This is a genomic window from Candidatus Pelagibacter sp. uisw_098, from assembly GCF_059512505.1.
The window spans coordinates 1,152,165-1,177,754 of the sequence record NZ_CM183454.1; the positions used below are offsets into that span (position 1 = coordinate 1,152,165).

Below are 25,590 nucleotides of genomic sequence, written 5' to 3' on the forward strand. Positions count from 1 at the left end.
TCTTAATAATTTTAAATACTATAAATGTATTAACACGCATGGAGCAAAAAAATATACTTTCTGTTAAAAACTTAAAAAAAATTTATTCAAGTAAACAGACTGGAGATAATCTTGCATTAAATGATTTAAACTTGGACGTGAAAGAAGGAGAAATTTTTGGTCTTCTGGGTCCTAATGGTGCTGGGAAAACAACATTTATAAATATTTTAGCAGGAACAGTGGTAAAAACAGCAGGACAAGTAAATGTCTGGGGTTTTGACCTAGATAAGAACCCACGACAAGTTAGAGCTTCGGTTGGAATAGTGCCTCAAGAAGTAAATCTTGATCCATTTTTTAGTCCAAGGAAATTATTAGAGTTACAGGCTGGTCTCTATGGAATTAAAGAAAAAGATAGAATTACAGATACGATTCTAAAATTGGTATCCCTAGAAAAACAAGCTAACAGCTATGCTAGAAGTTTATCTGGTGGGATGAAAAGAAGATTACTAATGGCTAAAGCTTTAGTTCATCAGCCACCAATAGTTATTTTGGACGAACCTACAGCTGGCGTTGATGTTGAGTTAAGACAAAATTTATGGAAAAATGTAAAATTACTCAATGAACTTGGTGTAACAATCATTCTAACAACTCATTATCTTGAGGAGGCTGAGGAAATGTGTGGAAGAATAGCTATATTAAATAAAGGAAATATTGTTGCTCTAGACAGCACTAAGAATTTATTAGACAGAATTCAAACCAAAAAAGTAACCTTTAAAACTGACATAAAGATTAATATTAATGATGACGATCTAGAATCTTTAAAAATAGTTTCACACATAGATAATGATGTTTGTGTTTCTTATGAAAAAAGTAAAATTAATATGGAAGAATTAATTAATTTAATTAAGAAAAATAATGTAAAAATAATAGATATTTCAACTGATGATGGTGATTTAGAGGATGTTTTCTTAAGACTAATAAAAAACTAGATTATCACATTAATAAATAGTAATTTGTAGATATGGATCTATTAAAAACTAATTCAATTCAAAAAGTATTAAAAACATTTATTCTAATTTTTATAGGAACAATGGCTTTAACTATTTCAGCTAAATTAAAAATACCATTTTACCCTGTGCCAATGACAATGCAGACATTTGTTGTTCTTTTTTTAGGCTTAGCTTTTGGTTACAAGATAGGACTTGCAACAGTATGTGTTTATCTTCTTGAAGGAATTATTGGAATACCAGTATTTTCTAATTCACCTGAAAAAGGTGTGGGCTTAGTTTACTTCACTGGTCCAACAATGGGATATTTAATTGGATTTTTATTTGCTTCTTTTTTTGCAGGCTATTTAGATCTTAACAAAAATATTTTTATAATTTTTGGAAAATTAATATTTTCTGTTTCTGTAATCTATGTATTTGGAGCTATTTGGTTGGGAACTTTAATTGGATGGGATAAGCCAATTCTTGAATTAGGTGTTACACCATTTTTATTAGCTGAATTATTTAAGATATGCTTGTTAACTATATTGGCTAAAAAGATTATTAAGTTTAGAAATTTTATCTAGGGGATCTTTTGGATAAAATTCTTTGTAATGTTCTTCTGTGCATTTTAAGTCTTCTAGCAGTTTCAGATACATTCCTATTACATAATTCAAAAACTCTATGAATGTGTTCCCACTTAACTCTATCAGCCGACATAGGGTTTTCTGGTGGTTCAGCTTTTTTCTCTGGATCGGCTAGTAATGCTTTCTCAACATCATCTGCGTCTGCCGGCTTTGCAAGGTAGTCAATGGCACCCTCTTTGATTGCAGCTACAGCTGTTGGAATATTTCCATATCCTGTTAACATTATAATTCTACTACTTTGATTAGAAATTTGAATTTGTTTTACTACTTGAAGCCCGTTTCCATCAGCTAGTCTAAGGTCAACAACAGCAAAGCCTGGTTTTTTTTCTATAACGGTTTGGATACCTTTTTGTACACTTTCAGCTTGAAAAACCTCAAACCCTTTTTTTTCCATTGCTCTAGCAAGCCTGTCTCTGAAAGGATTGTCATCATCAACGATTAATAAGGTTTTATTCTCAAAATCACTCAGTTTTTTTAAATTATTCAGTTTATCCATACAGTTGATATGGGGCCTTATATAAAAATTTCAACACTTATTATTTACTTTACATTAATTAATTATTGCCTTAATTGCATAATTTATATGAAAGTTTTTAAGTATTTTTAAAAACTTTTTTTTATTAAATTTTTTTTGGAGACATAATGCAAAAATTTAAAACAGTTGATGATCTTATAAGTCAACTAAAGCCAGAAAAACCTATTTATTGTATTAGGAAAAAATCAATACAATTAGCTTCTACATATTTTAGAAATAAATTTCCTGGTAAAGTGCTATATGCTGTTAAAACTAACTCACATCCTGAAGTACTAAAAACAATAGTAGAGAGTGGGATTGAGAACTTTGATATAGCCTCTATTCAAGAAATTAAAGATATAAGAGCAATTAATCCTAATGCAAAATGTTCATATATGCACACAGTCAAAAGTAGAGAAAGTATTAAAGAAGCTTATTTTAATTATAATGTTAAAGCTTTTTCCCTTGATACTAAAGATGAATTAATAAAAATTATTGAAACAACTAACGAGGCAAAAGACCTTGAATTATTTGTAAGAGTGGCCGTTTCAAATGAGCATGCTGAAATAGATTTATCAACAAAATTTGGAGCATCTATATCTGAAGCGACTGCTTTATTAAGATTAACAAAGCAATATGCAAAAAAAATAGGTTTAAGTTTCCATGTGGGATCTCAATGCATGCATCCCATTTCTTATTCAAAAGGAATTGCAGATATTAGAAATATAATAAGAAAAACAAAAATTATTCCTGATTATATTAATATTGGAGGTGGTTTTCCTGCTATATATCCTGATCTTGTACCTCAATCTTTAGACGGTTATTTTGAAGAAATAAAAAAAGGTTTATTAAATTTAAAGTTGGAAAAACTTCCTGAAATATTGTGTGAACCTGGAAGAGCATTAGTTGCAGAAAGCGGATCAACAATTGTAAGGGTAAATCTTAGAAAAAAACAAAAACTTTATATAAATGATGGAACTTATGGAACTCTTTTTGATGCAGGTACACCAAACATAGTTTACCCTTCTCGTTTGATTAAAAGTGGAAAAGCAATATCAAAAAAATTAACTGCTTTTGATTTTTATGGCCCTACATGCGATAGCATGGACTATATGAAAGGACCATTTCTACTTCCAAATAATATTAAAGAAAATGATTATATTGAGCTAGGTCAGCTCGGAGCCTATGGTCTAACTTTTAGAACTCAATTTAATGGTTTTTATTCTAATGAAATTTATGAGGTAGAAGATGAACCTATAATGACGCTGTATGGTAAAGACATTAATAAAGATATATTAGTTGCCTAATGTCAGAAAACAAAAATTTAACTCATAATAGCAAAAAAAGCTTCTTACAAAATCCTGTTGAACATATCGATATTACATCATTTGATGCAAGAAAGATAATTTCCTCAATGGAAAAAATGTCTTTTGTTTCAAGGGAAACAGCAAATGCAGCCAATATTTTCAATGAAATGATTCAAGATAAGGATTGCACAATTTTTTTAACACTTGCTGGGTCAACTTCTGCTGCAGGATGTATGAATATTTATAAAGATTTAGTTAAATATAATATGGTTGATGCAATTATTGCTACAGGAGCATCTATAGTAGACATGGATTTTTTTGAAGCTTTAGGCTTTAAACACTATCAAGGTTCACAGTTTCAAGATGATACTGAGTTAAGAAAAAACTATATAGATAGAATTTACGATACATATATTGATGAGGAAGAGTTGCAAGAATGTGACAAAAGAATATGTGAAATAGCTGATACCCTGGAACCAAGAAGTTATACTTCAAGAGAATTCATTTATGAAATGGGAAAATATTTAAAGAAGCATTCTAAAAAAAAAGATTCATTAATTGAAACGGCATATCACAATAATGTTCCTATATTCTGTCCTGCATTTACAGACTCAAGTGCTGGTTTTGGATTGGTGACTCATCAGGAAAATAATCCTAAAAATCATATTACAATAGATTCAATTAGAGAGCTTCGTGAGTTAACAGAAATAAAAATTCAATCAAAAGGATCTGGTTTGTTTATGATCGGAGGAGGTGTTCCTAAAAATTTTGTTCAAGACACAGTTATCTGTGCTGAACTCTTAGGAAAAGAAGTTGAGATGCATAAATATGCAGTACAAATTACAGTAGCAGATTCTAGAGATGGCGCTTGTAGTAGTTCTACATTAAAAGAAGCGAGCTCTTGGGGTAAAGTAGATATTGCAAAAGAACAGATGGTTTTTGCAGAAGCAACTAGTGTCCTTCCTTTGATTGCAAGTGATGCATATCATAAGGGTGACTGGAAAAATAGAACGAGAAAAAACTTCTCAAAAATATTTAAATAAAATTGAAATATCTTTCTAATAAAAATGGATTTCTTGGAATTGACAATGATGTTAATTTTAAAGAAAAAGTAGTAGTTGTTCCATTTGGTTTAGAAAAAACTGTAAGTTATGGTGGTGGCACTCGAAATGGTCCTAAAGAAATTATTAAAGCTTCACATCAAGTTGAATTATATGATGAAGAATTGCATTGCGAACCCTATAAGAAAATTGGAATTAAAACTTTAAAACCGTTTAAAATTGATAAGAATATTAAAAAAGCTTTAAAAAAGATGTCTGATATAAATCAAGAAATATTAGATAAAAAACTGTTTCCAATCACCTTTGGTGGAGAACACTCAATAACACCAGGCTGTATTGCTCCATTTGTAAAAAAACACAAAGAAATATGCTTACTACATTTTGATGCCCACGCAGATTTAAGAGAAAGTTATAATGGTGAAAAATTCTCTCATGCTTCAGCTATTAAAAGGTGCCTAGATCATAAAAATGTTTCTTTAATTTCATTTGGGATCAGAAACATATCTCAAAGTGAAATACCTTTTTTAAAAAAAAATTCATCTAGAATTAATATTTTTTGGGCAAAAGATAAAAAAGATTGGGACTTAAAGAAATTTAAAAAAATGATAAAAAATAAAACTGTTTATCTCACTTTTGATGTAGATGGATTAGATTCAAGCATAATGCCTGCAACCGGAACTCCTGAACCAGGCGGATTGCTATGGGATGAAACTTTAGATATTATAAGAATAGCTGCTAAAAATTCTAATATTGTTGGTGCAGATATAAATGAACTTTCACCTATAAAAGGTTTTAACTCTTACAATTTCCTTGTAGCAAAACTTGCCTATAAAATTTTATCTTACAAATTTTTATATTAAGCTTTAGAGGTCTTAAGTGTTCCTAGTAATAATCTGAATGGAATTAACATTAGTAACGCAACTAATACTTTAACCGCTAAGTCTCCTAGAGATAGCGTTACCCAAGGTATACCTGTCGCATAAAAAGATATTGAAAAAAACAAAAGTGTGTCAATTGTAGAACCAATTAGTGAAGATGTTAATGGTGCCACAAACCATCTTTTTTTTCTCAATTTATCAAAAATTTGGACATCTAATAATTGTGCAACTAAAAATGCCGTACCAGACCCAATAGCTATTCTAACTGAAATTAAATCTGCAAAGTTTGTTGAAAAAAATAATGTGAATGCAATTCCTATAATAAATCCAATATAAACAATTTTTCTAGCAATAACTTTGCCATATGATCTATTTGCTAAATCTGTTATCAGAAATGCAACAGGATAACTAAATGCTCCATAGGTTAGTATTTCTTCTAAACCATAATAATTAATTGGAAATTGTACTAAATAATTTGAAGCTAAGACAACAATCCCCATTACAAATGAGAGTGTTATAAAAACTTTTTTCATTAAGCTGATTTACTAGGAGATACTTTGGGTGCTTTTTTTATAAATGGTGACTTAATTAATATACTTTTTTTTAATTTTTTTAATCTTGGCGATATGTTTTTATTTTTTGCTGTCTTTAAAAATTGATCAAAAGTACCTTTTTTATCGACACATCTCATACCTGCGTTACTTACAGTCAATGTCAAACTTCTTTTTAAAAGTTCACTTGTAAATTTAGTTTTTTTTAAATTTGGTAAAAATCTTCTATTAGTCTTGTTGTTAGCATGACTAACATTGTGACCTTTCATAGGTATTTTACCGGTTAATTCGCATTTTTTAGACATAATATTTAGTGACTATATAAGATGAGTTAGTGATCTCGTCAAGTTTATTAGCCTTAATTAGGCTGTTTCTTGCCTATTATTTCTCTAAAATTCTTAATCCCATCAGTAATTAATATTTCTTTTAGCTCATTTTTTATCTTTCTAACAATATTTGGACCTTGAAAAACCATGCCAGTATATAGTTGAACATAACTTGCTCCAGCTAAAAATTTTCTATACGCACTTTCACCTGAGTCAACACCACCTACTCCAATAATTTCAATTTTACCTTTTAGCAGTTTGTAAAACTTACTTATTAATTTATTAGCTTCCTCTTCGAGAGGTTTGCCTGATAAGCCACCTTTTTGGTGCTTCAATATATCGTTTAATTTTTCCCTGTTTCCTGAAGTTGTATTTGAAACAATTACTGCACTTACTTTATGATCTAACAATATTTTGCTTACCAACTCAATTTGTTCCTCTGAAATATCTGGAGAAATTTTTACAACAATTGGTATTTTTGATTTCAGTTTAACTTTTTCTTCTTGAATTGAATTCATTAATTCATCAAATTTTTCTTCGTCATGAAAACTTCTTAAATTTTCTGTATTAGGTGAAGAAATGTTAATTGTAATATAATCAGCAATATCATGAAAGGTTCTAAAACCAATTAAATAATCATTTAGCCTATCATTGCTATCTTTATTAGGACCTATGTTAATTCCCAATAAACCTGTATTTAAATTAGATCGAATTCTATTGCTTACATTTTCAGATCCTAAATTATTAAAACCCAATCTATTTATAAGTGCCTGGTCTTCAACTAATCTAAATACTCTTGGCTTTGGATTTCCATATTGCTTAAGCGGAGTGACCGTCCCTACTTCAACAAACCCAAATCCAAGTTTAAATAAAGGGTTATAAACTTCAGCGTTTTTGTCAAATCCGGCAGCCATTCCAATTGGGTTATCTATTTCTTTACCAAACAAAGTGGATTTAAACATTGGATCATCTTTATCTTCATCCATTAAATTTGGTGTCAAATTTAATTTTAAAGACTTAATTGCTAAATTATGAGCAGTTTCAGGATCAATTTTAAAAATTAGCGATCTGAATTTTGAAAACATTATTTTATTTTTTCTGTTATTAATTCTTTAGTTTCTTTTACTCCAAAGAAGCTTATAAAAAAACCCATTCTGGGACCATTTTCATCTCCAAACACAACTTCGTAAATTAATTTAAACCAATCACGTAGATTTTCTGAATACCCATTTTCTTTTCCAGTTGAATAAATTAACGTTTGAATATCTTCAGGCAACATTTCATCACTACAATCATCAAGAGTCTTAACTAGGGCTTCTAATGCCATTTTTTCTTTTGAATCTGGTTTTTTATATTTTTTCTGTAGTTTGATTACATCGTTAAAATATTTAATAGCGTAGCCTATTAAATTATCAAAAATTATATGATCTTTTTCTGAAATATCCTTTTTGTATTTTTTTACAAATTTCCAGAGTAACTCCTTAGAATTTGCATTACTTGCCTCTACTAAATTTAAAAGCATTGAAAAACTCATAATAGTATCTTCTTGTGGAATTGTTCCGTTATGAACATGCCAAACTGGGTTCATTAATAGCTTTAATTCGCTTTGGTTTTTTGCTTTTTCCATACAATCCAAATATTCATCAACTGTTTTTGGAACTATTTCTTTATACAATTTTTTTGCTCTTTTGGGATTTTGATACATATACAGTGAAAGACTTTCAGGAGATGCATACTCCAACCATTGATCAATAGTGATTCCATTACCTTTTGACTTGGAAATTTTTTCTCCTTTTTCATCTAAAAAAAGTTCATAAGCAAAACCAGATGGGTTTGTTTTTCCAATTAACTTAACTATTCTTGAGGATAATATTGCGCTTTCTATTAAATCTTTTCCATACATTTCAAAATCTATATCAAGCGCATACCACCTCATAGCCCAATCCACTTTCCACTGTAATTTACAGTGTCCGTCTAAAACACTTGTTTCAAGTTTTTTTCCATTATTATCAAAAATAATTTTAGATTTTTCTTTTATGATTTCTAAAACTGGAATTTCTAAAACCTTTCCAGTATCTGGGCATATGGGTAAAAAGGGACTGTAAGTTTTTTGCCTTTCCTTACCGAGTGTTGGAAGAATTATATCCATAATACCTTGGTAATTTTCTAAAATTATCTGCAAAGTAGGATTAAAAAGACCACCCTTATAAAGTACTGAAGAACTTTTAAAATTATATTCAAAGTTAAATTTATCTAAAAAATCTTTTAGCATTTCATTATTGTGCTCACCAAAGCTTGAAAATTTTTTGAAAGGATCTGGTACTTGAGTTAAAGGTTTATGAAGATTTTTTTTTAGTAATTCTTGATTGGGAACATTCTCAGGAACTTTTCTAAAACCATCCATATCATCTGAAAAGGTTATAATTTCTGTTGGTATATCGGTAAGTTGTTTTAGGGCATTAACCATCATTGATGTTCTAGCAACCTCACCAAAAGTGCCTATATGAGGCAATCCACTCGGACCATAACCAGTTTGTAAAATAATTTTACCCTTTTTTTCAATAAAGGATTTTCTCTCACGCAACATTTTTTTAGCCTCAACAAAGGGCCATGCGTTAGTTTTATCTAAATTGTCTTTTTCAATCACTTTGTTTAATAAGAAATATCTTATATTTGCTGTTATTATTAACTCTTATAGAGTTGAAATTTATTTACCATAAAATAATGTTCTTTCAAAATGTCTAATTATAAAACTGTTTTTTTTACCTTGGGTATTTTGCAAATTATTCTTGGAATTTCCATGATGATTCCAATTTTAACCCAGTTTATTTATTCGGAAATAGATTCTTCTTTTATAGGGGCTTCTATAATTTCAATAATATTTGGTGTTTTATTTTTTTTAACAAATTTAAATCATGATAAGAAATTAAATTTACAACAAGCTTTCTTGTTAACAGCTCTATCATGGTTAAGTATTGCAATATTTGGCTCTTTACCTTTTATTTTTTCTTCTCTTGAATTATCTATTACAGATTCTTTTTTTGAAAGTATGTCTGGTATTACCACTACTGGATCTACAATTATTTCAAACTTAGAGGAGGCCCCTAGATCAATACTTTTATGGAGAGCTATGCTTCAATGGTTGGGTGGAATTGGTATTATCGTAATGGCAATAACTCTAATGCCAATAATGAATGTTGGAGGAATGCAGTTATTTAAAATTTCAAGCAACGACTCTTCTGAAAAATTATTACCAAAATCTAAAGAAATATCTCTTAGATTAATTTATGTTTACTTAACGCTGACAACACTTTGTGCTGTTACTTATAAAATTTTTGGTATGAATATTTTTGATAGTATAACGCACTCCATGACTACAATAGCTACAGGTGGCTTTTCAAACTATAATGAGTCCATAGGATATTTTAACAGTCCATCTATTGAGATATCATCAATGATTTTTATTATACTGGGTAGTTTACCTTTTATTGCCTATATAAAATTTTTAAACGGTAATAAAAGAATATTTATTTCAGATGTTCAGATTAAATCATTTATTAAGATAATCATTTTTTCAATTATTCTGCTTTTTATTTATTCTCTTTTTCAAAATAAAGATTTCTCCCAAATTAATATAAGGGCAATTTTTTTTAATGTTATTTCTATTTTAACTGGTACGGGATACGTGACTGGAGAATTTGATGGATGGGGAAATTTTCCATTAATTTTCTTTTTAACTCTAATGTTCATTGGTGGATGTGCTGGATCAACAACCTGTGGAATTAAAATTTTTAGGATTCAAATTCTATATTTATTTATTGTTAATCAACTAAAAAAAATTATTTATCCAAGGGGAATATTTATAATTAAATATGACAAGAATAATGTGGATAATAAATTTATGGCTTCGATCATCTCTTTCATTTTTCTTTACTTGGTTATTTTTTTTGTAATAACTGCATTATTATCTTTAAGTGGTTTAGACTTTGTTACTTCAATCTCTGGTGCTGCAACTTCGATTTCAAATGTTGGACCAGGATTAGGCTCTACAATTGGCCCTAGTGGTAACTTTTCTAGCTTACCAGAGATATCTAAGTGGATTTTGAGTCTTGGGATGATATTGGGTAGATTAGAGTTATTCGCTATATTAGTTCTATTTCTACCTTCATTTTGGAGAAATTAATTATGATTGAAATAAAGAAGCAATCACTTTCAGAAACTCTTTCACTTTATTTTGAAATAAAAATGGCACGAATTTTATTACTAGGAATAATTCAAGGTTTTCCTTTTGTGTTAATTTATAGTGCCCTTTCACTTTGGTTAAGAGATAATGATTTCTCAAGGAGTCAAATAGGTTTTTTATCTTTAATAGGTATAGTGTATGGATTTAATTGGTTGTGGGCTCCCATTGTGGATCGTATTAGAGTGCCCTGGGTAACAAATAAAATAGGCCACCGTAAAAGCTGGATTGTAATTATGCAATTAATAATTTTTTTAAGCTTAATTGTATGGGGCTTAAATAATCCAAAAGAAAATATATGGATAGTTGGATTGGTAGGCCTAATTATTGCAATTGCTTCATCTACACAAGATATTGTAACAGATGCATTGAGAATTGAACAAATTAGTAAAACTGATGGGGCCTCAATGTCAGCTGGCGCTGGCGTAATGGTCATAGGTTGGTATACAGGGTTCAAGCTTGGTAAGGTTATTACCTTCTTAACAGCAGACTATTTTGAAAAATTAGGTTATGAAAATTACTGGCAAATAACTTTTCTTTTACTAACTATATTAATTGTAGTCTGCAATATAGGGTTGATGTTTATCAATGAAAAAGATTCACTTGAAAGAAAAATTCAACAACAAAAAAATGATCAATTAATTCTTGCTAAACTTGGTTCACCTAACTCGTTTAATACAAAAGTTGCATGGATAATAGGAACTATAAGTGGCCCCTTTATAAGTTTTTTTAAAAGCAAAGGTACAAAAATTGGGATTTACATTATAGTTTTTTTATTTCTTTTTAAAATTGGAGAAGCATTTTTAGGAAAGATGTCCATAGTATTTTATGATGATATGGGTTTTTCAAAAAAACAAATTGCTATTTATTCAGGTGGTTATGGATGGATCGTTACAATCTGCTTCACTTTAATTGGAAGCTTCTTTGCAATACGTTCGGGCCTAGTTAAAGCCATGATTATTGCAGGATTACTAATGGCGTCAACAAACCTTCTTTTCTCAGCTCTTGCATGGTATGGGAATTCAGAATTTCTTTTTGCGACAGCAGTAATTCTTGACCAAATTACAGAATCTATTTCAACAGTTGTTTTTGTAGCATTTGTATCAATTTTGGTTGATAGAACCTACACCGCCAGTCATTATGCTCTAATGGCATCATTGGCAACATTTGGAAAAAATATATTTTCCTCATTCTCTGGTTTTGTTGTTGATAAGCTTGAATTTTTAAATACTCCTGAAAACGTTCATAATGATTGGGCCATTTTTTTTATTATTACATCATTAATGGTGGTTCCTTCTTTGGTTTTTCTCTGGATAATAAAAGATAAATTAAACCTAAGTGAAAAATAATTTTTTTTTTAAAAATAACCTTACAAATATTTATGAGAGATCTACTCATGAATCTCCAGTAAGTTCCCAAATTTTATATGGAGAAAAATTCAAAATTTTATCAAAGGATAAAGGTTGGTTAAAAATAAAAACATCATTCGATAGATATATTGGCTTCATAAAAGATGAGGATTATACAGATGAATACAAGCCTACACATAAAATATTTAATCTAAGAGCTAATATCTTTAATAAACAAAAAAATAAGACAAAATATTTCTTACCATTTGCATCGAAGATTTTAATAATTCAGGAAACTAAAAAGTTCGCAGAATATGAAAAAAATAAATGGATTGAAAAAAAAAATATCAAGAAAATTGATCATATAGAAAAAAACTACTTGAAAATATTAAAATTATTTTTAAGAACTAAATATGTTTGGGGTGGTAAAACTTATAAAGGAATAGATTGCTCAGCTATTTTACAATTATTATATTATTATAATAATTGTAAATTTTATCCTAGAGATACAAAAGAACAAATAAAATACTCAAGAAAAAATACTAAAAGAAAAAGCTTTAAAAAGGGTGACATTATATTTTGGAAAGGTCATGTTGCTATTTGTATTAATTCTAAAAAATTAATTCATGCATATGGCCCAGAAAAAAAGGTTTTAATTATGCCTATAAAAAAAACAATAGATGGAATTGAAAGAACAGCCAAACTAATAGTAAAAAAAATATCCTCTATAAAATATTAACTTCTACCAAAATCTGGTTTGTTAATATCTTGCTTCAATTTAATTATTTTTTTTCTAACTTTTTTAGTATCAACTAATTTCTTAATAATGGATTTATTATTTTTAGATTGAATATCTCTTTTAAATGAACGTAAATTTTTTATAAATAAATCAATAACTTTTGAAATATTTTTTTGATTATTAAAAAATACATCTCTCCACATAATTTCATTAGATGCGGCAATTCTTGAAAAATCCCTCAAACCACCCGCACTAAACTTAATTAGCTCATATCTTTGTTGTTTTTCAAAATCTGTTGCTGTTTTAACTAAGTTATATGCAATTAAGTGCGGTAAATGACTTGTCATAGAAAAGACCGTGTCATGTTTTTTTGAGTCCATAATTACAACTCTAGAACCAATTTTTTTCCAAAACTTAGTCATTATCGAGAGGTGTTTCCTGTTGGTGTTTTTTTCTTTTATTAATATGCACCATTTATTAAGAAATAAGTTTTTTAGCCCATGCTCTGGTCCACTAACCTCTGATCCTGCGATAGGATGACTGGATGTCCAAAAAATTCCTTTTTTTAATCTTCTTTTAATTAAATCCATAGACTTTTCTTTAGATGACCCAACATCTGTGATGATTGTTTTGGGTACTAAGTATTTATTTATTTTTAAAATTATTTTTTCATATTCTCCTAATGGAGTACAAAATATTATCAAATCTAAATTTGGGATAATTTTTTTTAGGTCATTTGTAACTTTACATGGCAATTTTAATTTTTTAATTTTTAAAACATTTGATTTTGATTTTTCATAAATAAAAATTTTTTTACCTATTTTTTTATCAACTATTGACCTTAATAATGAAGAGCCAATTAAACCACATCCTATAATCAAAATATTTTTCATAACTAATTAAATATAACCTTAATTGCTGCTATAAGTTTTGTATTATCTTTTTTAGATCCAATTGTTAATCTTAATTTATTTTTAATATTATATCCTTCTTCCGTGGATCTTAATATAATTCCTTTTGATTGTAGTTTATTAAAAACATAACTAGCTGACAATTTACATTTATCAAAATTTAGTAATAAAAAATTAGCTGTTACTTCATTTGAAAAAATGTCTAGTTTTTCTAAAATGTTTTTGACTTTATTGGCTTCTGTAATATTATGTTTCACAGATTGATTAATAAAATTTCCATCTTTTAAAGCTTCTGTTGCTGCAATTTGTGCCAGTTGATTTACATTAAATGGTGGTTTAATTATATTCATTGCATTAATAATTTTTTTTGAAGCATAACCCCAGCCAATCCTTAAAGAAGCTAACCCATAAATTTTTGAAAAAGTTCTTATCACAACTACATTGTCCTTATTTTTAAATATATCTAAACTTGATTTATAATCTTTGTTTTTCATATACTCAAAATACGCATCATCCAAAACTAGTAAAATATTTTTTTTTAATTTTTTTCTTAGTTCTAATAGTTCTAATTTATTTAAATAAGTACCGGTTGGATTGTTTGGGTTGGCAATAAAAACTATTTTTGTTTTTTTTGTAACTTTTTTAATTATCTCTTCTACTGACACTTTAAAGTTTTTTTCTTTTGAAAAAACAACTTTTGCTCCAACGATTTGCGCATAAATTCTATACATTAGAAAGCTATATTGAGGTACAATTACCTCATCTGATGGCTTTAAATATAGCTGACAAACCATCTGAATGATCTCATCTGACCCAGCACCACAAATAATCTTATTAAAATCACAATTAAACTTATTTGAAATTTCTTTTCTTAAAACTTGGGCTTTGCTGTCTGGATATTTAGATAAGATCAAATTTTTATTATTTAAAACTCTTTTTACTCTTGGGCTAACCCCTAACGCTGACTCATTAGCTGATAATTTTATAATATTCTTAACATTACCAATTTTTGATTTACCTGGCTTATAAGCATCTATTCTAAATTTTTTAAACTTTGGAACTGTCATTTTATTAATCTTATAAATAAAATATTAAACTTTCATACAGAATAAGTCATTTTTTAAAATATTTGACATAAGAAATACTATCTAGTACAAAAAAAGTGCGCTGATTTAACTGAATTGCGAGCGCTTAAAAAAACCCGCTAAATATGTTTTTTTCTCTCACAATTCAATTTTAGCTATTATTTATGAATAAAAATATAAACATAAAAAATTTAATAATTGATAAACCATTAAAGTTAGATTGTGGCCAGACTATTAACAATTTTCCTTTAGCCTATGAAACCTATGGCTCTCTTAATGAGAAAAAAGATAATGCTATTTTAGTGTTTCACGCCTTAACTGGTGATCAGTTTGTATCTGGGAAAAACCCAATAACTAAAAAAGATGGTTGGTGGTCTTATGCTGTAGGCCCAGGTAAAGCTATTGATACAGATAAGTATTTTGTAATTTGTGCGAATGTGATTGGTGGGTGTTTAGGTTCTTTTGGACCTAGTAACACTAACTATGAAACAAATAAAATTTATGGAACCACCTTCCCCGTTATTACAATAAATGATATGGTAAATGCGCAGTATAACCTTTTAGAATTTTTAAAAATTAAAAAATTATTTGCAGTCATGGGTGGATCTATGGGCGGCATGCAAGTCCTTCAATTTGTAAGTAATTTTCCTAGTAAAGCAAAAATAGCAATTCCAATTGCCTGTACTTCAAGTCATTCAGCACAAAATATTGCTTTTAATGAACTTGGCAGACAGTCCATAATGGCTGACTCAAATTGGCTGAATGGAGACTATGCAAATCAAAATAAAAACCCTGATAAGGGCTTATCTGTTGCAAGAATGGCCGCTCATATAACCTATTTATCTAAAAATGGTTTACAAGAAAAATTTGGAAGAAAATTACAAGAAAGAGATGATTTAAAATTTAGTTTTGATGCAGATTTCCAGATAGAAAGTTATTTAAGGTACCAAGGAAGTGTGTTTGTAGATAGGTTTGATGCGAATAGTTATTTGTATATTACAAGAGCTATGGATTATTTTGATTTAATCAAAGAATATAATGGAAATTTATCAAAAGCCTTTGAAAAAACCAAAACTAAATTTCTTGTTATATCATTTACTTCGGACTGGCTTTACCCAACTTCTGAAAATAAAGAAATTGTTATAGCTTTAAATGCCATAGGTGCTGATGTTGCCTTTGTTGAAATTGAGTCAGATAAAGGGCACGATTCATTTCTTCTGGATGTTCCTGAGTTTTTAAATACTTTGAAAGATTATATTAATAATTCCTATTTAAAAAATTAAAGATGAAACAAGAATTTAAAATAATTTCAGATTTTATTGAAAAAAATACAAGAGTTTTAGATGTTGGATGTGGAGACGGAACGTTGATGGAGTTTTTACAGAAAAATAAAGAAATAGACATAAGAGGGATTGAGATTTCCAAAGATAACTCACAAAAATGTGTAAGCAAAGGTCTAACTGTAATCGAGGGAGATGCCGAAAAAGACCTTTCTCAATTTCCTGATAGCTCTTTTGATTTTGTAATATTAAGCCAAACACTTCAAGCTTTCCTAAATCCAGAAATAGTTATTCAGGAGCTATTAAGAGTAGGGAAAAAAGCGATTGTTACTGTGCCAAATTTTGGGTTTTGGAAGGTAAGACTCCACTTGTTAATTAAAGGAACAATGCCAATTACAAAAAATCTGCCTGATGAATGGTACAATACTCCCAATCTACACATGTGTACAATTAAAGATTTTTATAAATTCTGTAATGAGAGGGGTATTACATTAGATAAAGCATTAGCTCTTCACAATGAAAAAACCTCATTTATTAATGAGACAAATCTTAATATAAAAAATTTATCAGCTGAGTTAGGAATTTTTTTAATTGAAAAATAAATGAAGATTCAAATAATACCCTGCCTGCAAGATAATTATTCTTATTTAATAATTGATGAAGAAAATAATATTGCCTGTGTAGTTGACCCAAGTGAAGCTGATCCTATTATTGAATATCTAGAAAATACCCAAATTCAATTAAAATTTATATTAAATACACATCATCATTATGATCATGTAGGCGGAAATCAAAAATTAAAAGAAAAATATGGAGCAAGTGTTATTGGGTATGAAGGAGATAGGGAAAGAATTCCAGGAATAGATATACTGGTAAGTGATCAAGAAACTTGGATACATAAAAACTTTGAAGCAAAAATAATTCATGTTCCAGGACATACACTTGGTCATATATGTTTCTATTTTCATAAAGATAAATCTGTTTTCACTGGAGATACTCTTTTTTCTTTAGGTTGTGGAAAAATTTTTGAAGGAACATACGCCCAAATGTTTGATTCCTTGATGAAACTAAAAGAGTTACCAAAAAATACAAAAGTTTTTTGTGGTCATGAATATACAATACAAAATTCAAGATTTTGTATAGCTCACGACGAAAATAACAAAAATCTTAAAACTAAGGTAAATGATATAAAAATAAAATTAAAAACTGGGGGGTCGACTATTCCATCTACTATGAAAGACGAATTAGAGTGTAATATTTTTCTTAGATCAAACAATGTAGAAACTTTTTCAAAACTGAGGTATTTAAAGGACAATTTCTAACTTATTCGGACTTGACTATAATAGGCTCCCGACTATATTGCTGCTTATAAAAACTAGATTAAACAATGTCATACGCAATCATACAAACAGGTGGAAAACAGTACAAAGTAAAGGCTGGGGAAATCCTTAAAATTGAAAGATTAGAGGATTCTATGCTTGAAACTAAGATAGAATTTAAAGAAATCTTAGCCTACGGCGATGATAAAAATATTGAAGTTGGCTCACCAACGGTTGAAGGAGCAAAAGTTGAAGCAAATCTTGTTGAAAACGGAAAAAATAGAACAATATTAATTTTCAAAAAAAGAAGAAGACAAAATTCTAGAAGAAAAAATGGCCATAGACAGCAATATTCATTAATAAGAATTAGCAAAATTTTTTCAAAAGATGGCAAAGTTTTAGCTGAAGCAGAAAAAATTGTTAAACCAACTAAAAAAATTGAAAAAGTGGAAGTTAAAGTTAAAGCTGAAGCAGTAAGTAAATAGATTAAATTATGGCTACAAAAAAAGCAGGTGGATCATCGAGAAACGGACGAGATAGTGCTGGTCGTAGACTTGGCGTTAAGAAGTACGGTGGTGAAGTGGTAATTCCTGGAAATATAATTGTTAGACAAAGAGGAACTAAAATTTTTCCTGGTGAAAACGTAGGAATGGGAAAAGATCATTCAATTTTTTCTGTTGTTGAGGGAAAAGTTGTATTTAAAAAAGGTAGATTAGACAGAACATTCGTTTCCGTAAAACCCAATTAGTAGTACAACTAAAAAACTAATAGTTGTAATATGAAGTTTCTTGATCAAGTAAAAATTTATGTAAAGGCCGGCAATGGCGGGCATGGATCTCCTAGTTTTCGTAGAGAGAAATTCATTGAGTACGGTGGACCTGATGGTGGCGATGGAGGTAAAGGTGGCACCATATTCCTAAGATCAGAAAGAAATTTAAATACTCTTATCGATTATAGATTTCAACAACACCACAAGGCTGGAAGAGGAGTGAATGGTTCTGGACAAAATCGTACAGGTCATGGAGGAGAAGATTTATTTTTAAAAGTTCCAATAGGTACACAAGTTTTTGAAGAAGATAATAAAACTTTAATTTATGATTTTAAAAAAGAGGGTGAAGAATTTATTGTAGCCAAAGGTGGTAAGGGTGGTCTTGGGAATACTAGATTTAAAAGTTCTACAAACAGGGCTCCAAAAAAATTTACAAAAGGTGCGATAGGTGAAGAGTATGTGATTTGGCTTCAGTTAAAAACTATTGCAGATGTTGGCATTGTAGGATTGCCTAATGCAGGAAAATCTAGTTTATTAGCAGCTATTACAAATGCCACACCTAAGATTGCGAATTATAAGTTTACAACTTTAAATCCAAACCTTGGTGTCGCAACTTATGATGATAAAGAAATAACCTTAGCTGACATCCCTGGACTAGTTGAAGGTGCCCATGAGGGTGTAGGTCTTGGAATTCAATTCTTAAAACACATAGAAAGATGCAAAACTTTGATGCATTTAGTAGATATTACTAATGAAAATATTGAAAATGCATATCAACAAGTTAAAAAAGAACTTGGTAGCTACAGTAAAGAGATCCTTGAAAAAAAAGAAATAATTGTATTAAATAAAACAGACTTATTAGACGAAGAAGAAGTAGATGAAATTGTGAAAAATTTTTCTAAAAATAAAAATTCTGAGGTAATAACCCTTTCAACATTAGACAAGGGATCTATATCAAAAGTTAAGGCTAAATTACTCGCGTATGTATCTTAAGAATTCTAAAATAATTGTAATTAAAATTGGCTCATCTTTATTAATAGATGATAATAAAAAAATTAGAAAAAAATGGCTTTTAGAATTTTCTAAAGACATTCAAGAACTAATTAAAAAAAATAAAAAAGTTATTATTGTGAGTTCGGGTGCTATTGCAATGGGCTGTAAAAAACTTAATATAAATAAAAAAAATCTTAAAATTGATAAAAGTCAAGCAGTAGCCTCCATTGGGCAAATTGAGCTTATGAATTTATTTTCAGAAATATTTGTTAAACAAAATATTAATATATCTCAGATTTTACTTACACTAGAGGATACCGAACAAAGAAGAAGAGCCTTAAATGCCAAAAGAACGTTTGATAATTTATTTCAATTAGATTTTATACCTATTGTTAATGAAAATGACACCATAGCAACTACAGAAATCAAATACGGTGATAACGATAGATTGGCTTCTAGAGTTGCACAAATATCTGGTGCTGACTCGCTGATACTTCTTTCTGATGTTGATGGTCTTTACACTCAAAATCCAAAAATTTATAAAAATGCAAAATTGATAAAAGAGATAAAAAATATAGATAAAAATATAGAAAAAATTGCAACCAAAAGTATTGGTGAGCATGGAACAGGAGGAATGAAAACCAAAATTGATGCAGCAAAAATCTGTCAACTATCAGGATGTCAAATGGTAATAGCTAATGGTCTGTTAATGAGACCTATTAAAAAAATAATTAAAGATAACAACTGTACGTGGTTTTTACCAAAAATAACCAAATTAGATGCTAGAAAAAAATGGATTATTAGTTCAATTTCACCTAAAGGAGAAATTATTATTGATGATGGTGCCAAACAAGCACTTTTGAATGGTAAAAGTTTATTAGCAGCTGGAATTACAAAAGTATCTGGTAAGTTTAAAAAAGGTGATCACATAAAAGTTTTAAATAAAAAAAACTCTGAATGTGCTAGAGGTTTAAGTTCGTTCTCATCCGATGAAATATTAAGAATTATGGGGCACCATTCTAAAGAAATCGAAAAAATATTAGGATATGTTGCTAAATCTGAAGTTATACATAAAGATGATATGGTGGAGGTCTAAAATGAGTCAATATATGAATTTAATAGGGCAAAATGCAAAAAAAGCAGCTATTGAAAAAATTAATACTAAAGTAAAAAATAAAATTTTAAAAAAGTATGCCTTATTATTGGATAAAGAGAGAAATTCTATAATTAGAGCAAACTCAAAAGATATAAAATTTGCTCTAAAAAAAGGACTGAAGAATAATTTAATTGATAGACTGACTATTGATCATAAAAAATTAGATAATATAAAAAACTCAATAAATAAAATTACTAAACTAAAAGATCCTATTGATAATACTCTTGAAAAATGGAGTAGACCTAATGGGTTAAAAATTAAAAGAGTATCTATACCTATTGGAGTTATAGGGGTTATATACGAAAGTAGACCTGATGTTACTTCAAATGTTGCTAGTTTATGTTTTAAGTCTGGAAATGCTGTAATTTTAAAAGGTGGCTCAGAAGCAATAAACACCAATAAAATTTTAGCTAAATTATTTCGAAAAGCTCTCAAAGAAAATAAGGTTAATGAAAATTTCATTCAATTTGTGGATTCTAAAGATAGAAAAATGGTTGATTTTATGCTTTCAAAAATGAAAGATTATATTGATGTGCTCATACCACGTGGTGGAAAAAATTTAGTAAAAAGAGTCCAGGAGTTTTCAACCGTTCCTATTATTGGACATTTAGAAGGGTTATGTCACACGTTTGTTGATAAAGATGCCGAACTAAAGATGGCTATAAATATTATCTATAATGCTAAATTAAGAAATACCAGTATTTGCGGTGCTACTGAAACAATTTTACTTCATGAAAAAATAGTTAAGAAATTTTGTAATCCTATTTTAAAAAAACTAGAAGAAAATAATTGTAAAATATATGGAGATCTCTTTTTAAATAAACATTATAAAGGTAAAATCTCCTCTGCAAAAGAGAGAGACTGGTCTACAGAATACTTGGCAGCGACGGTATCTGTAAAGACTGTAAAAAATTGTGAAGAAGCAATCAATCATATTAACAAATATGGAACTATGCATACAGATTCTATAATTACTAAAAATAAAAAGACTGCTAAAAAGTTTTTAAAGAATGTTAAAAGCTCTATAGCTATGCACAACACATCAACACAATTTGCTGATGGTGGAGAGTTTGGGTTTGGTGGAGAGGTTGGTATCTCAACTAACACTCTTCCTCCAAGAGGACCCGTGGGATTAGGTCAACTTATTTCTTATAAATATGAAATTGTTAGCAACGGTCAAACTAGAAAATAAATTGAAACCTGAAAAAATAAAAATTGGTATTTTAGGTGGTACATTTGATCCTGCACATAAAGGACATTTAGAAATATCAAAACAAGCAAAAAAAAGATTTGGGTTAAAAAATATTGTTTGGGCAATTACAAAAAAAAATCCATTTAAAAGTGAAAGTAAATCAAACTTAAGAAGCAGAATGCAATTTGCAAAAAAATTAATAGGCAAAAATGATTATATTAAAGTTAAATTTTATGAAAAAAAAATTGACTCTAACAGAACGGTTGATTTAATTGAACATTTAAACGAAGAGAACAAAAATGAAATTTATTTCATTATGGGCGCTGATAATCTCATAAATTTTCACAAATGGTATAAATGGAAATCTATTATAAGAAAATGCAATATTCTAGTATTTGACCGTCAAGGGTATAGAGCTAAGTCATTAAAGTCAGTAACCTTTACTGAGGCAAATAAAAAAGGTCTAACTTTTATTAATTTTAATAAAGTTAATATTTCATCTTCTCAATTAAGAAAAGTTTGATAAGGTTTAATTAATAAATGGAAAAAAATACAAATCTAAAAAAAATTATATTAGATACCCTAGACTCCAACAAAGCATTAGACATAATCTCTATAGATCTTAAGAATAAAAGTTCTATGGCAGACTACATGATCATAGCAAGTGGAACTTCTTCAAGACATATTCAGGCCTTATCGGAACAAGTATTAGAAAAACTAAGAGCTAATGGAGTTAAAAATTCTAAAATTGAAGGAAAAGAAAGTTTAGACTGGAAATTGGTTGATGGCATTGATTTGATTGTTCATATATTTAATCCTGATAAACGAAAATTTTATGAACTTGAAAAAATATGGTCAGAACTTATTCCTAAAGAAAAAGTAATGATATAAATATGATAAAAAGATTCCTTCTTTTTTTTATTATTTCCATATTTGTTTTTGAAAAAAGTTTTTCTGAAAATTCCGATATATATAAAAAAATAGACTTATTTGGTGAAGTACTTGAAAAAATTAATAAGGAGTATGTTGATGAAGTAGATCAATCTAAGGGTATGGATGCTGCAATAAATGGATTGCTACAATCTTTAGACCCCTACTCAGCTTACATGACTCCTGAAAGTTTCGAGGGCATGCAAACTGAAACAAGTGGTGAATTCGGTGGGCTTGGCATTGAAGTTGGTATGGAGGCAGGTGTTGTGAAAGTAATTTCTCCAATTGATAATACACCAGCCTCAAAAGCTGGATTAAAAGCTGGTGATTATATTGTAAAAATTAATAATGTACAGGTACAGGGGAAATCATTAATGGAGGCGGTTGATTTAATGAGAGGACCTGTAGGATCGAGCATTGAAATAACTGTTAGAAGGCGTGGTGTCAAAAAATCACTGATCTTTAACATAACAAGAGAAATCATTGAGGTGCAATCAGTTAAATCTGAACTTAAGGACAATAATATTGGCTACATTAGACTCACTTCCTTTAACGAAAATAGTAGTCATCAAATTAAAGAAAAAATTAATAACTTAAATAAAAATAAAAATCTAAAAGGATATATTTTAGATTTAAGAAATAATCCTGGTGGATTACTTTCTCAAGCAATTAAAATTTCAGACTTCTTTTTAGAAAATGGGGAGATTGTATCAACTAAAAGTCGAAAAGTTTCAGAGAATAGAAAATGGTTTGCTAAAAAAGGTGATTTAACAAATGGCAAAACATTAATTGTACTTATTAACTATGGGTCAGCATCAGCATCAGAGATAGTGGCTGGCGCATTAAAAGATCATAAAAGAGCTATTATACTTGGGGAAAATAGCTATGGAAAAGGTTCTGTACAATCAATAATACCTTTAAAAAATAGAGGTGCTATCAGATTAACAATTGCAAAATATTATCTACCTTCAGGTAAATCTATTTCTGAAGTAGGTGTAACACCTGATATAGAAGTAGTAGAAGGTTTGGATGATTTTAAATTTAATTCTAAAACAGATAATCAATTAAACTTTGCTTTAAAACTACTCAACGGATAAATGACAAACAAAAATATAGATTTACCTCTTAGGAGTGGGGTTGGAATTGTTGTATTAAATAAAAAAAATAAAGTTTTTGTTGCAAAAAGAATAGATAATCAAAAAAATTTCTGGCAAATGCCTCAGGGTGGTGTTGATAAGGGTGAGGACTATTTAGCTGCTGCTTATCGAGAACTAGAAGAAGAAACCAGCATCAAGAATGTAGATCTAATTAAAGAGCTTGATGGACTAATCTCTTACGAGTTACCTAAAAATTTATTGGGAATTATTTGGAAAGGGAAATATAGAGGACAAGAACAAAAATGGTTTGTGATGAGATTTTTAGGACAAGATAGTGAAATTGATATTAAAACTAATAATCCAGAATTTTGTGAATGGAAGTGGATTGATGTTGAAAATATAACCGACCTAGTTGTAGACTTTAAATTGCACGTGTATGAGGATATTAAAAAAAAAGTAAAAGAGATTCTTAATTAAGAGTTTTTAACACATCAATTTTTTGATCTACTAAATATTTATTTTGATCTGTAATTTCACTATTTTTTGAATGTTCTTCTGCTTGCGTGAGCATCTCGCTAATTTTATCTTTATCAATATCTTTAATATTAAAGATAGAGCTTGTTAGTACTGATAAATTATTATTCTTAAATTCAACAATTCCATCTTCAACATAATAATGTTCCTCTCCAGATTTAGAAAATATTTTAATAATGCCTGGTTTTAAGAATGAAATAATTGAGATATGGTCTTTTAAAATTCCCATTTCTCCCTCAAAAGCAGGCACAACAACTTCTGTTACATCTTCTTTTGAAAGAAAAGATTTTTCAGGGTTTACTATTTCTATTTTGAAATCTTCGCTCATTATGCAGCAGCATCTTTCGCCATTTTTTCTGCTTTTTCTACAGCTTCCTCAATTGTACCCACCATATAAAATGCAGCTTCAGGTAAATGATCGTACTCACCATTACATATTGCGGCAAACCCTTTGATTGTAGATTCTAAATCTACTAATTTTCCAGGTGAACCTGTAAAGACTTCTGCAACAAAGAAGGGTTGCGATAGAAATCTTTGTATTTTACGAGCTCTAGCCACTTTTAATTTATCTTCTTCAGAAAGTTCATCCATTCCTAAAATTGCAATAATATCTTGGAGTGATTTGTAAGTTTGAAGAATTTTTTGTACTTCTCTAGCAACTCTATAGTGTTCATCTCCAACTATTCTTGGATCTAAAATTCTAGAAGTAGAATCCAGAGGGTCTACTGCTGGATAAATTCCAATTTCTGCTATCTGTCTAGATAATACTGTTGTTGCATCTAAGTGAGCAAAAGATGTAGCAGGTGCTGGATCAGTTAAGTCATCTGCTGGTACATAAATTGCCTGCACTGATGTGATTGATCCTTTATTAGTTGTTGTAATTCTTTCTTGAAGGTTACCCATATCTGTTGCAAGTGTAGGCTGATATCCAACAGCTGAAGGAATTCTTCCTAATAGCGCAGAAACTTCTGAACCTGCTTGAGTAAATCTAAAGATATTATCAACAAAGAAAAGTACATCTTGTCCTTCTTGATCTCTAAAATACTCAGCTACAGTTAAGCCTGTTAAGGCAACTCTTGCTCTAGCCCCTGGGGGTTCATTCATTTGCCCGTACACTAGTGCTGCTTTTGATCCTGGTCCCTCAGGTTTAATAACTCCTGAATCTATCATTTCATGATAAAGATCATTTCCTTCTCTAGTTCTTTCTCCAACTCCAGCAAACACAGAGAATCCACCATGTGCTTTTGCTACGTTATTAATTAATTCCATAATAAGTACTGTTTTACCAACACCCGCGCCTCCAAATAGACCAATTTTTCCACCTTTGGCATATGGCGCTAATAGATCAACAACTTTAATTCCTGTTACAAGAATCTCTGTTTCAGTTGATTGATCGCTAAATTCTGGTGCAGCTCTATGAATTGACCACTTTTCTTTTGTTTTAACTTCACCTTTTTCATCAATAGGCTCACCTATTACATTTATAATTCTTCCTAAAGTCTCTGGTCCAACTGGAACTTGAATAGGAACACCTGTTGCAGTTACTTCATCTCCTCTTTTTAAACCTTCTGTAGCATCCATTGCAATTGTTCTAACACTTGATTCACCAAGGTGTTGAGCAACTTCTAAAACTAATCTATTGTCTCCATTTTTACATTCTAATGCTGATAAAATTTCTGGTAATTCTCCATCAAATTTTACGTCTACTACCGCTCCAATGATCTGTGTGATTTTTCCTTTGCTCATA

At 29.4% G+C, this 25,590-nt stretch carries 29 protein-coding genes; 20 read left to right on the forward strand and 9 right to left on the reverse strand.

Annotation, left to right across the window (positions count from 1 at the left end):
- Positions 1 to 38: 38 nt before the first annotated feature.
- Complete coding sequence (locus AC5YF9_RS06230; protein ID WP_415303816.1) at positions 39 to 968, forward strand: ABC transporter ATP-binding protein; 930 nt, start codon at positions 39 to 41, stop codon at positions 966 to 968.
- 32 nt (positions 969 to 1,000) lie between these two features.
- Entirely contained in the window at positions 1,001 to 1,552 is a 552-nt protein-coding gene (locus tag AC5YF9_RS06235; RefSeq protein ID WP_415303817.1) for a biotin transporter BioY, read from the forward strand.
- On the opposite strand, the gene AC5YF9_RS06240 is transcribed toward AC5YF9_RS06235, so the two are convergent.
- The gene (locus AC5YF9_RS06240) at positions 1,545 to 2,108 is read right to left on the reverse strand and encodes an ActR/PrrA/RegA family redox response regulator transcription factor (protein ID WP_415303818.1); all 564 of its coding nucleotides are present in this window, start codon (positions 2,106 to 2,108) and stop codon (positions 1,545 to 1,547) included. The genes AC5YF9_RS06235 and AC5YF9_RS06240 overlap by 8 nt on opposite strands.
- A gap of 146 nt (positions 2,109 to 2,254) precedes the next feature.
- Here AC5YF9_RS06240 and AC5YF9_RS06245 point away from each other — a divergent pair, with 146 nt between their 5' ends.
- The 3 genes from AC5YF9_RS06245 to speB are packed head-to-tail and all read left to right on the forward strand — an operon-like array spanning position 2,255 to position 5,354.
- Complete coding sequence (locus AC5YF9_RS06245) at positions 2,255 to 3,433, forward strand: type III PLP-dependent enzyme (protein WP_415303819.1); 1,179 nt, start codon at positions 2,255 to 2,257, stop codon at positions 3,431 to 3,433.
- Positions 3,433 to 4,476: a 1,9-bis(guanidino)-5-aza-nonane synthase gene (locus AC5YF9_RS06250; protein ID WP_415303820.1), complete on the forward strand. Its 1,044-nt coding sequence runs from the start codon at positions 3,433 to 3,435 to the stop codon at positions 4,474 to 4,476. Before AC5YF9_RS06245 ends, AC5YF9_RS06250 begins: the two co-directional genes overlap by 1 nt.
- A 2-nt stretch (positions 4,477 to 4,478) precedes the next feature.
- On the forward strand, positions 4,479 to 5,354 hold the full coding sequence (gene speB, locus AC5YF9_RS06255; RefSeq protein WP_415303821.1) for an agmatinase: 876 nt from the start codon (positions 4,479 to 4,481) through the stop codon (positions 5,352 to 5,354).
- Here speB and AC5YF9_RS06260 read toward each other — a convergent pair.
- Genes AC5YF9_RS06260 through AC5YF9_RS06275 form a run of 4 tightly spaced genes read right to left on the reverse strand, consistent with a single transcriptional unit; the run spans position 5,351 to position 8,896 of the window.
- On the reverse strand, positions 5,351 to 5,905 hold the full coding sequence (locus AC5YF9_RS06260; protein ID WP_415303822.1) for a queuosine precursor transporter: 555 nt from the start codon (positions 5,903 to 5,905) through the stop codon (positions 5,351 to 5,353). The two genes, speB and AC5YF9_RS06260, sit on opposite strands and share 4 nt — an antisense overlap.
- Complete coding sequence (gene rpmB, locus AC5YF9_RS06265) at positions 5,905 to 6,228, reverse strand: 50S ribosomal protein L28 (protein WP_415303823.1); 324 nt, start codon at positions 6,226 to 6,228, stop codon at positions 5,905 to 5,907. Before rpmB ends, AC5YF9_RS06260 begins: the two co-directional genes overlap by 1 nt.
- A 53-nt stretch (positions 6,229 to 6,281) precedes the next feature.
- Positions 6,282 to 7,334, reverse strand: a complete 1,053-nt coding sequence (locus AC5YF9_RS06270; protein ID WP_415303824.1) for a quinone-dependent dihydroorotate dehydrogenase — start codon at positions 7,332 to 7,334, stop codon at positions 6,282 to 6,284.
- Positions 7,334 to 8,896, reverse strand: a complete 1,563-nt coding sequence (locus AC5YF9_RS06275) for a lysine--tRNA ligase (RefSeq protein ID WP_415303825.1) — start codon at positions 8,894 to 8,896, stop codon at positions 7,334 to 7,336. The genes AC5YF9_RS06270 and AC5YF9_RS06275 overlap by 1 nt, the downstream gene beginning before the upstream one ends.
- A 90-nt stretch (positions 8,897 to 8,986) precedes the next feature.
- On the opposite strand from AC5YF9_RS06275, the gene AC5YF9_RS06280 reads away from it, so the two are divergent.
- From AC5YF9_RS06280 to AC5YF9_RS06290, 3 genes are read left to right on the forward strand one after another with little or no spacing between them, the layout of a single operon-like run.
- Positions 8,987 to 10,432, forward strand: a complete 1,446-nt coding sequence (locus tag AC5YF9_RS06280; protein ID WP_415303826.1) for a TrkH family potassium uptake protein — start codon at positions 8,987 to 8,989, stop codon at positions 10,430 to 10,432.
- 2 nt (positions 10,433 to 10,434) lie between these two features.
- Positions 10,435 to 11,838 carry an AmpG family muropeptide MFS transporter gene (locus tag AC5YF9_RS06285; protein WP_415303827.1) on the forward strand — a complete coding sequence of 468 codons (1,404 nt, stop codon included), beginning with the start codon at positions 10,435 to 10,437 and terminating at the stop codon, positions 11,836 to 11,838.
- Positions 11,828 to 12,577: a C40 family peptidase gene (locus tag AC5YF9_RS06290; RefSeq protein WP_415303828.1), complete on the forward strand. Its 750-nt coding sequence runs from the start codon at positions 11,828 to 11,830 to the stop codon at positions 12,575 to 12,577. Before AC5YF9_RS06285 ends, AC5YF9_RS06290 begins: the two co-directional genes overlap by 11 nt.
- Here AC5YF9_RS06290 and AC5YF9_RS06295 read toward each other — a convergent pair.
- On the reverse strand, positions 12,574 to 13,470 hold the full coding sequence (locus AC5YF9_RS06295) for a prephenate dehydrogenase (RefSeq protein WP_415303829.1): 897 nt from the start codon (positions 13,468 to 13,470) through the stop codon (positions 12,574 to 12,576). The genes AC5YF9_RS06290 and AC5YF9_RS06295 overlap by 4 nt on opposite strands.
- Positions 13,471 to 13,472: 2 nt before the next feature.
- The gene (hisC, locus tag AC5YF9_RS06300; RefSeq protein WP_415303830.1) at positions 13,473 to 14,555 is read right to left on the reverse strand and encodes a histidinol-phosphate transaminase; all 1,083 of its coding nucleotides are present in this window, start codon (positions 14,553 to 14,555) and stop codon (positions 13,473 to 13,475) included.
- Between the two features lie 182 nt (positions 14,556 to 14,737).
- Between hisC and metX the strand changes: the two genes are divergently transcribed.
- From metX to AC5YF9_RS06360, 12 genes are all read left to right on the forward strand, one after another.
- Positions 14,738 to 15,856: a homoserine O-acetyltransferase MetX gene (metX, locus tag AC5YF9_RS06305; RefSeq protein WP_415303831.1), complete on the forward strand. Its 1,119-nt coding sequence runs from the start codon at positions 14,738 to 14,740 to the stop codon at positions 15,854 to 15,856.
- 2 nt (positions 15,857 to 15,858) lie between these two features.
- Positions 15,859 to 16,455, forward strand: a complete 597-nt coding sequence (gene metW, locus AC5YF9_RS06310) for a methionine biosynthesis protein MetW (protein ID WP_415303832.1) — start codon at positions 15,859 to 15,861, stop codon at positions 16,453 to 16,455.
- Positions 16,456 to 17,175 carry a hydroxyacylglutathione hydrolase gene (gene gloB / locus AC5YF9_RS06315; protein WP_415303833.1) on the forward strand — a complete coding sequence of 240 codons (720 nt, stop codon included), beginning with the start codon at positions 16,456 to 16,458 and terminating at the stop codon, positions 17,173 to 17,175. It abuts the gene before it with no gap.
- Positions 17,176 to 17,240: 65 nt separating this feature from the next.
- Positions 17,241 to 17,657, forward strand: coding sequence for a 50S ribosomal protein L21 (rplU, locus tag AC5YF9_RS06320; RefSeq protein ID WP_415303834.1), 417 nt, complete (start codon positions 17,241 to 17,243; stop codon positions 17,655 to 17,657).
- Positions 17,658 to 17,665: 8 nt separating this feature from the next.
- Positions 17,666 to 17,920 (forward strand): 50S ribosomal protein L27, encoded by a 255-nt coding sequence (gene rpmA / locus AC5YF9_RS06325; RefSeq protein ID WP_271525759.1) that lies wholly within the window; start codon positions 17,666 to 17,668, stop codon positions 17,918 to 17,920.
- A 30-nt stretch (positions 17,921 to 17,950) separates the two neighbouring features.
- Positions 17,951 to 18,934, forward strand: coding sequence for an Obg family GTPase CgtA (gene cgtA, locus AC5YF9_RS06330; RefSeq protein ID WP_415303835.1), 984 nt, complete (start codon positions 17,951 to 17,953; stop codon positions 18,932 to 18,934).
- On the forward strand, positions 18,924 to 20,030 hold the full coding sequence (proB, locus tag AC5YF9_RS06335) for a glutamate 5-kinase (RefSeq protein WP_415303836.1): 1,107 nt from the start codon (positions 18,924 to 18,926) through the stop codon (positions 20,028 to 20,030). Before cgtA ends, proB begins: the two co-directional genes overlap by 11 nt.
- 1 nt (position 20,031) lies before the next feature.
- On the forward strand, positions 20,032 to 21,282 hold the full coding sequence (locus AC5YF9_RS06340; RefSeq protein WP_415303837.1) for a glutamate-5-semialdehyde dehydrogenase: 1,251 nt from the start codon (positions 20,032 to 20,034) through the stop codon (positions 21,280 to 21,282).
- A complete protein-coding gene (nadD, locus tag AC5YF9_RS06345) occupies positions 21,248 to 21,805 on the forward strand; it encodes a nicotinate (nicotinamide) nucleotide adenylyltransferase (protein WP_415303838.1) in 558 nt (185 codons plus the stop codon). Before AC5YF9_RS06340 ends, nadD begins: the two co-directional genes overlap by 35 nt.
- A gap of 17 nt (positions 21,806 to 21,822) precedes the next feature.
- Entirely contained in the window at positions 21,823 to 22,173 is a 351-nt protein-coding gene (rsfS, locus tag AC5YF9_RS06350; RefSeq protein ID WP_415303839.1) for a ribosome silencing factor, read from the forward strand.
- Positions 22,174 to 22,175: 2 nt separating this feature from the next.
- Positions 22,176 to 23,309 (forward strand): S41 family peptidase, encoded by a 1,134-nt coding sequence (locus tag AC5YF9_RS06355; protein WP_415303840.1) that lies wholly within the window; start codon positions 22,176 to 22,178, stop codon positions 23,307 to 23,309.
- Positions 23,310 to 23,786, forward strand: a complete 477-nt coding sequence (locus tag AC5YF9_RS06360) for an RNA pyrophosphohydrolase (protein WP_415303841.1) — start codon at positions 23,310 to 23,312, stop codon at positions 23,784 to 23,786. It abuts the gene before it with no gap.
- Here AC5YF9_RS06360 and atpC read toward each other — a convergent pair.
- Positions 23,779 to 24,171 (reverse strand): ATP synthase F1 subunit epsilon, encoded by a 393-nt coding sequence (atpC, locus tag AC5YF9_RS06365; RefSeq protein WP_415303842.1) that lies wholly within the window; start codon positions 24,169 to 24,171, stop codon positions 23,779 to 23,781. The two genes, AC5YF9_RS06360 and atpC, sit on opposite strands and share 8 nt — an antisense overlap.
- Positions 24,171 to 25,589 carry a F0F1 ATP synthase subunit beta gene (gene atpD, locus AC5YF9_RS06370; protein ID WP_415303843.1) on the reverse strand — a complete coding sequence of 473 codons (1,419 nt, stop codon included), beginning with the start codon at positions 25,587 to 25,589 and terminating at the stop codon, positions 24,171 to 24,173. Before atpD ends, atpC begins: the two co-directional genes overlap by 1 nt.
- Position 25,590: the final 1 nt, after the last annotated feature.